Annotated in this window: 4 protein-coding genes; 1 reads left to right on the plus strand and 3 read right to left on the minus strand. The window is 44.0% G+C overall.

Translation table 11 applies throughout. From position 1 onward, the window contains the following. Window positions 1-105: 105 nt before the first annotated feature. Window positions 106-1,707 (minus strand): glycerol kinase GlpK, encoded by a 1,602-nt coding sequence (gene glpK, locus L0J61_RS09190; RefSeq protein ID WP_301466147.1) that lies wholly within the window; start codon window positions 1,705-1,707, stop codon window positions 106-108. A 242-nt stretch (window positions 1,708-1,949) separates the two neighbouring features. Between glpK and L0J61_RS09195 the strand changes: the two genes are divergently transcribed. Next, window positions 1,950-2,807, plus strand: a complete 858-nt coding sequence (locus tag L0J61_RS09195) for a YihY/virulence factor BrkB family protein (RefSeq protein WP_301466148.1) — start codon at window positions 1,950-1,952, stop codon at window positions 2,805-2,807. A gap of 118 nt (window positions 2,808-2,925) precedes the next feature. Here L0J61_RS09195 and sthA read toward each other — a convergent pair whose 3' ends face one another. Both sthA and L0J61_RS09205 read right to left on the minus strand, forming a co-directional pair. After that, window positions 2,926-4,575 (minus strand): Si-specific NAD(P)(+) transhydrogenase, encoded by a 1,650-nt coding sequence (sthA, locus tag L0J61_RS09200; protein WP_301466149.1) that lies wholly within the window; start codon window positions 4,573-4,575, stop codon window positions 2,926-2,928. Between the two features lie 81 nt (window positions 4,576-4,656). After that, a partial coding sequence (locus L0J61_RS09205; protein WP_301466150.1) for a DUF4377 domain-containing protein occupies window positions 4,657-5,073 on the minus strand: 417 nt, incomplete at its 5' end.

A 5,073-nucleotide genomic window follows, 5' to 3' on the forward strand; every position in this document is an offset into this window, starting at 1 on the left:
ATGTAACCAATACTCATAATAAAGTTCTTTGAGTCAAAAACTCTCAACTCAGTAGTTAATAGCTACTCAATAAAATTGCCTCGCATAAATAATAGCTAAAATTATTTATATTTTCATGAGCGATCGTTTAATCGCTTGTTGCCACTTAGTAAGATGTTGATCACGGACGTCAGTAGACATGCTCGGCTCAAAAATGCGATCAACTTGCCAAGAGGATTTTACTGTACTCTCATCGTATAACCCTGTTTTCAATCCCGCCATTATCGCTGCGCCCTTCGCTGTGATCTCGGTATCTCGTGGTCTTAATACTGGGACACCCAACAAATCTGCTTGAAACTGCATCAGCAAATCGTTACTGGCGGCACCGCCATCGACTCTTAGTTCAGTCAGTGGGTGTGGGCTGTCTTTTTGCATGGCAATCAGAACGTCGTAGGTTTGATAAGCGACCGCCTCTAAAGCGGCTCGAGCAATATGAGCCTTGGTAGTACCACGGCTCATACCCGAAATACTCGCACTAATATCAGAACGCCAATAAGGTGCACCCAGCCCAGTAAATGCCGGTAACAGCACCACGTCTTCACTGCTCTCTACTTGTCGTGCCAGCCCTTCAATTTCACGACTGTTTTTTATCATACCTAAATTATCGCGCAACCACTGGACGATGGCGCCTGCCATAAACACACTGCCTTCTAAAGCATAAGTGACCTGCTTTTTGGGTGGCTGCAACATCCGCATTCCAGATTGCACGATTTGATCAAATGACGAGATGTCTGGGCGAGTGGTGGTTGATTTTCGTTGCCATGCTATGGTTGTTAGCAGTTTATGCTCACTCAATTTAGGCTGTTGTCCGATATTCATCAGCATAAAACAGCCAGTGCCGTAAGTGCTTTTAGCCATACCAGGGTCCAGACATCCTTGTCCAAATAGGGCCGCTTGCTGATCACCCAATACTGCATGAATGGGTATCTGCTTTGCAAACAATCCTTTTTTTGTTTTGCCAAAATCGCCATCGGACGGTAGCACGTTAGGCAGTACGCTCATGGGTATCGCAAAGCGATTGCACAAGGTTTCTGACCATGCCAACTTGTGTATATCAAATAATAGGGTACGAGAGGCGTTGCTTACATCCATGACATGCTCTCCCCCTGTTAGCTTATACATCAGCCAACTATCAATAGTACCAACTGCTATCTCACCTTTATCAGCGCGTACGCTGAGTTTGGGGTTATTTTCGAGCAACCATGTGATTTTGCTTGCGCTAAAATAAGGATCTAGTCGCAGCCCTGTGATACGCCGCACTTCTTGCTCCATATCTCTTTGAACATGTTCAGCATCGGCGATACCATGGGTCACTGGCTCGGCTGCAAGCGTTGCGCAATAGTCTGCCGTGCGCCTGTCTTGCCAAATAATAGCCGGCGCTAGTGGTTTGCCTGTTTGCTTGTCCCAAACAACGATAGACTCACGTTGATTGGTAATCGCGATACTGGTGACATCAGTAGCAAGCAGCCCTGCTTGATTGATGACATCGTGCGCACAGCTGATTTGCGTCTGCCAAATCTGCTGCGCGTCTTGCTCGACGAATCCACCTTTGGGGGTCTGTAAGGTCGTGGGGCGTTGTGCCATTTTAATTGGACGCGCATGGTCGTCATATATTATTGCTCGGCTTGATGTGGTTCCTTGATCTAAAGCCAGTATATATCCTGTCATTGCACGTCCTTTTTGCTGATATTCTTGCTCGTTTTTATCGGTAACAGACGGAAGATAAGTTGATATCCTCTACACCGACTCAAATTATTGTCTAACAGGGCTTCTATCATAGCCTCATTTGAGACACAATAGAAAGAGGTATAATGCTAGGCACCGTCCTGTCATGGCTGCAGCTCTAAATTATTTGACTACTTATATACCAACACTACACTATTACTAACTCCATTGTGAATAACCCTTTTATGAAAAATCTGACTTATAAATTGCAGAATTGGCTGCAGCACTTACTACAGACCTGGCGTACAGCAAACAATTCTAATATTTGGGCACATTGCGCTAGCGTAGGTTTTTTTGGTTTTTTATCTATTTTTCCAGTCATGGCCGTATTCGTATTACTTTACGGTCTTGTTTTCTCTCCAGCTGAAATGCAAGCACAGATTTCACTGTTGGAGCCATTGATACCTGACACTGTCTATGACGTCCTGAACTCGCGCTTAAACGAACTTGCCTCAAACACCACATCAGGGCTGACTTTTAGCCTCATTATATCAACGTTAGCAGCGCTTTATGCAGGCTCTAAAGGCGTCAAGTCGCTTATCATTCTTGTCAACTTAGCCTTTCACATCACAGAAGAACGAGGCTTTGTACAAAAGACGCTCCGAGCGGTGGGTTTGACTTTTGCAACCGTGATAGTCCTCATCATAGCAATCTCATCTATTGCGCTTATTCCTTTAGTGGCAGCCTACTTACCTTTCCCTCAAATCGCTAAGACTATTGCGCTTTGGAGTAGATGGCCCATACTGGCTGGCATTATATTCTTTAGCTTTGTAGGCCTGTATCGTTTGGCACCCAATCGTGATGCGATACCGCTGAAGCATTTGATGCCTGGAGCAGCTATCGGCAGCACCCTATGGATTCTACTGTCTGTATTATTTTCGATTTACGTGCAAAACTTTAATAACTATAGTGCTGAATTTGGCGCTCTTTCAGCAGCCGTCGTCATTATGCTATGGCTTTATTATTCAGCCTTCATCGTTGCGTTTGGTGCCATATTTAACTACGATGCCATCGAAAACGCCAAACCTGTTGTACGGGTGTAGCCGTATTGACTGGGTCATAAGCCCATCAACAAAAAAAAGCGCCTACTAATATTAGCAGGCGCTTTTCCTATGAAGTTATTACTCTATAAAGCTTATTATTCTGTATCGCTCAACCAGTTTAAAAGATCCTGTTTAAGCCATTCAGTGCAGCAACACGGTATGCTTCAGCCATCGTCGGATAGTTAAAGGTGGTATTTACGAAATATTCGAGCGTGTTGTTGCTCTTACACTTCATCACTGCCTGACCAATATGGATAATCTCTGATGCGTGGTTACCATAACAATGGATCCCTAAAATTTCTAGCGTATCGCGATGGAACAAGATCTTTAGTACACCTGAACGTTCACCAATGATTTGTGCGCGTGCAAGGTGTTTAAAGAAGGCTTGACCCACTTCATAGGGAACTTTTTCATCTGTCAGCTCTTGCTCTGTTTTACCGATACACGAAATTTCAGGAATCGTATAAATACCAGTTGGCACGCTAGAGACCGGCTCTGCATCACTGTCTCCAACCATAAAGGCAGCAGCACAGCGTCCCTGATCATAAGCAGCAGAAGCTAGAGAAGGCCAACCGATAACATCACCAGCAGCATAGACGTTTTTGATATCCGTGCAATACGTATCATCTACTTTTAGCTGACCACGGTTGTTTGCTTTTAAACCAATGGCGTCTAGGTTTAAGCCTTCTGTATTACCTGAACGGCCATTTGACCAAAGAATGGCGTCAGACTTAATTTTCTTGCCACTTTTTAAGTGTAAGACCACACAATCATCATGAGTTTCAAGATAATCGATCTCTTCATTACTGCGGATCAGCACACCAAACTGCCTAAAGTCATGAGCGATAGCGTCACTAATTTCGCTATCTAAATAACTCAGTAGCTGATTTTGATTGTTGATCAAATCAACTTTATAGCCCAAACCGGTAAAGATAGACGCATACTCGCAGCCAATCACACCTGCACCGTAAATGATGATTTTCTTGACGACATAATCCATTTGCAGGATTTTATCAGAGTCAAAAACACGTGGATGGGTAAAGTCTAATATTTCTGGACGGTAAGGACGACTGCCCACTGTAATAATGGCTTTATTGAAAGTGATGCTCTCAAATACATTGTCGTCTGTTTCAACACGCAATGTGTGTTCGTCTACGAAACTTGCCCAACCATGAACCACTTCAATTCGGTTGCGCTCATAAAAACGTGTATGCGTGTTGACCTGACGACGAATCACTTGACGGGCTCGGGCGAGGACTTCGTTTAGAGGTACTTGTTTAGACTCCATCGATTTTGTGAACATTGGATCGCGACGAAAGTTAATCAAGTTGAAGACTGATTGGCGCAGCGCTTTACTCGGAATGGTACCCACGTGTGTAGAGTTACCACCTACTTGGGCACGAGGGTCAACGACCAGCACTCTTTTGCCTGATTTAGTCAGCTTCATCGAAGCAGCTTCACCAGCTGGGCCCGCACCTAAAACGACAGCGTCATATTCGTACTCGTGATCATCACTTTTTAGACGGCGAGAGTCTTTAGTAAACTCAGACTTGATATCGATTCGCTTGTCATCAAGTGGATCGATAAGATCTGGGTGATGCAGTTCATCTTCACTTGCTTGCTTATGCGTCTGCTCTATTTTATCTTTTTTGTTTTTGCCTTTAGTATTCTCAGGATTTGCCCCCTGTCCGCTCGGTTTGTTAGATACTTCGGTATCAACGTCTTTACCAGTATCATTGGTCTCATCGCCTGTATTCTTACTTACCATAATATCATCTTTATACTTATTTAGTGAGTGATTGTTTAGACTATAAGCGCATCATTGTATTGAAGAGCCAGCATTATCGCACTAGGGCATGCCTACCATACGTTGTGACAATATATTTTGCAACGTCCATTGACCAGTCACGCTTTGTTTCCCTTCATCAATTTGAGGGCGCACACTAATCACATACTCAGTGCCAAGACTTGGTGTAAAACCATCAATCCAGTCGTATGGAACTTGAAACACGCTGCCATCTTCGCTCGATTTAGCTATCAGGCATTGCATAGGTAATACAGAATCACAGGCAACACGATTGGGCATTATGGTAAGCGTCTGTGCCTCACCTAGTACAATAGTTGGCACATAACGTGGCTCAGGTACTGGCTCGCGGGATATCTGACAAGCAGTCAGGAAAGTCGCTGCACTCATTAAACTGGCTAACAATAAAGGCGTCTTAGACTTATAAATTGAACTCATAATATTCTCTATATAACAATGAGA

Origin of the sequence: Psychrobacter sp., assembly GCF_030457785.1 — a bacterium.
Classification (GTDB): Bacteria; Pseudomonadota; Gammaproteobacteria; order Pseudomonadales; family Moraxellaceae; genus Psychrobacter.